At 58.4% G+C, this 2,523-nt stretch carries 2 protein-coding genes; both read right to left on the reverse strand.

The annotated features are described in order from the left end of the window. Positions 1-84 precede the first annotated feature (84 nt). Positions 85-1,098 carry an ABC transporter substrate-binding protein gene (locus AC1DWF_RS31475; protein ID WP_476787880.1) on the reverse strand — a complete coding sequence of 338 codons (1,014 nt, stop codon included), beginning with the start codon at positions 1,096-1,098 and terminating at the stop codon, positions 85-87. A 522-nt stretch (positions 1,099-1,620) separates the two neighbouring features. After that, positions 1,621-2,499: an AraC family transcriptional regulator gene (locus AC1DWF_RS31480; RefSeq protein ID WP_476842512.1), complete on the reverse strand. Its 879-nt coding sequence runs from the start codon at positions 2,497-2,499 to the stop codon at positions 1,621-1,623. Positions 2,500-2,523 lie beyond the last annotated feature (24 nt).

Below are 2,523 nucleotides of genomic sequence, written 5' to 3' on the forward strand. Positions count from 1 at the left end.
GTCCAGTTTGAACCGCGCTTCGCCTCGTGGGCTTTTGCGCACGCAACCATGAGGGTCCGCCAGCGTCGGGCGCCGGCGGAGGCATCACTTGACCATCCGCTCGTCTTTCGGCGGCAAGAATTCCGAGGTGTACACGTCCTCGGCTTTGGGCTTGTTCTTGAACGGGAATGCTGTCGCCAGCTGATCGATCGAACGGCCAAGACGCGCCATATCGGCGTCGCCGAACCCATTTTGACGAACGTCGTCAGTCAGATAGCTGAGGGCGGTGACCACCTTGAGGCGTTCAAGCTCGATGTCGGCCTTTGCCACCGGATTGTATTTGAGCAAGCTGGCAATGGCTGCGTCGGGGTCGGCGAAGGAAGCGAAGAACCCCTTGATGGTCGCCTTGACGAATTTTCGGACGGCATCGGGATGATCGCGGATAAAATCCGGGTTTGCCATGACCGCACTGCCATAGAGGTCGAGGCCGAAATCGCTCATCAAGAGCATACCGATCTCGTCGTCTGGTACCCCCGCGGCCTTTACGCCCAGCTTGTTGCTGGAAAATGCGGTGACCGCATCGACCTGGCCCTGGGCAAGCAGTGCTTCGCGCACCGGAAAGCCGACATTTTCGATTTTGACTTTCGACGTGTCGATGTCGTTGAGCTTGGCGAGGATTGGCCAGTGCGAAAAGGCGGCGTCCGCCGCCGGCGCGCCGAGGATCTTGCCTTCGAGATCCTTTGGCTTGGTGATGTTGTTTTTCTTGAGCGTGAGAATGGCGAATGGCGGCGTGTTGTAGGTGATCAGCACCGCCTTAATGGGGACCGCGCCGACACCGTCGCGATATTTGATCAGCGCGTTGAGGTCCATCTGGCCCATGTCATAGGTGCCCGAGGCAATGCGATTGATGCCGTCGAGACTGCCGGTGCCCGGGTCGATGGTGACGTCCAGTCCCTCGTCCTTGTAGAAACCCTTGTCGAGGGCGACGAGAAACGGCGAAACATGGCCTTCGAAGCGCCATTCGTGCAGGAAGCGCACCTTGGTGAGTTCCTGCGCCGCAGCCGGGAATGTCAGGATAGCCAATAAGACGGCCGTAAGGCCGCAAACAAATCTCTGCAATGTCTCCTCCCAGTGTCCAAACGCGCCCAATGCGCGTTGAACCTCGACCTCCGGAGGCGACCCACTTCGAACTGTCCGCAAAGCTTGGCTTGGCGGAGGCCGAACGATCGACCACGGAAACTCTCGCGAGTCCACCGACGAGTTGAGACTTGCTGATCTAGAGTAGCGCGGCTCCACTCATTGGCAAAACCCAATGAGTGAGCAATTATCTCCTCTGTCTGTTCCCTAAGCAGAGGTTAGTGCGCTTATACTCACGCTTCGATTAAAAGCCCGGCGATCTTCATTGTCAACGACTGTTTACTCCATCCGCACAAACAGGCGGACTTGAGGGTCCCGAACGGCGACCGCCGCTCAGCGAGCAGCTTGCGAGCGCCGATCACCAGATTGGAAAACTGGCTCTGCCCAGTCGTCGTTCTGCCGTCGAGCCTCCCAAGGACACTGCCGGTCTAGCAGCGAAGTTCTGCGGAAACGAATAACGGACATTGTGTCGTACGTGTCAGCCATGCCGGCCTGGATGCGAGGTCACTGGGGTGGATTGGAGCTCTCTTCGTGCGCCTTCCGATCTCTGGCACGAGCGGAAGCGAGCCAAGCTTCAGTTGTCGAGCGTTCTGTCTTCGCGTTCTTCTTCGCCCAGTTCAGATATATTGTGGCGCCCTGCGAGCGCATGGCCAAGGCAAGAGCCGCGCTTGGGCTCAGCTCATATCGCTTCCGGAAAGCACGGCTGAAATGTGCTTCGCTGCGAAACCCGTGCTGATGAGCGATCACTGAAATTTTCAGTTTGCCCGCGGATCTTACAATAGCCTGAAGGCTGGACGTCAGTCGTTCGCCAAGCAGCCAGCGCTGTACCCCTCCATGGGCGGCAAACGAACGAAACAGTTTCGATCGCGAGACGCCCAGCGCGGTCGACAGCTCGTCGGGGCCGAAGTCCGGATCCGACATTCTCCGTTTGGCCAGCCGATGAGCGCTATCCAGAACTGAGACATTGTCTCGCTTCCTTTTCGGCGAAGCGACAGGAAGGGTGGTCGCGGCAAACCGCAAAATGCCGTCGACGGCCGACTGAGCCTGGTCAATGCTGAGTCCGTCGATATGATCCACAAGTGACCTGATCTGCGTGCCAAGGAGGTTGCCGGCGCTGCTGTTTGCGGACAGCACCATTCCGTGGACGACGCCTTGAAGCCCGGGCGGTGCGCTCGCTCTATCGAAAGTAAGCGTTATCCCTTCGTAGCCGGGCGTGTGGGATTCGTACGGCAGTGAATAATCGACGGCGACGATGTCGCCTGGAACATGGGTTTGCTTGCGGCCGTCGTAGTCGGTCACAACGCTTCCGCCTGTAAGCAGATAAAGTGACATCTGAGAGATTGGTCTGTCGTCAATGACACGCTGTGTCCGAGACATCGTCATAGCCGACCCGCCRTTGACCTGCAC

The organism is Aminobacter sp. P4_D5, from assembly GCF_056401815.1.

Excerpts from the sequence above, each read along its gene's own strand:
- AC1DWF_RS31480 (WP_476842512.1), bottom strand. The coding sequence starts at position 2,499 with ATGACGATGTCTCGGACACAGCGTGTCATTGACGACAGACCAATCTCT.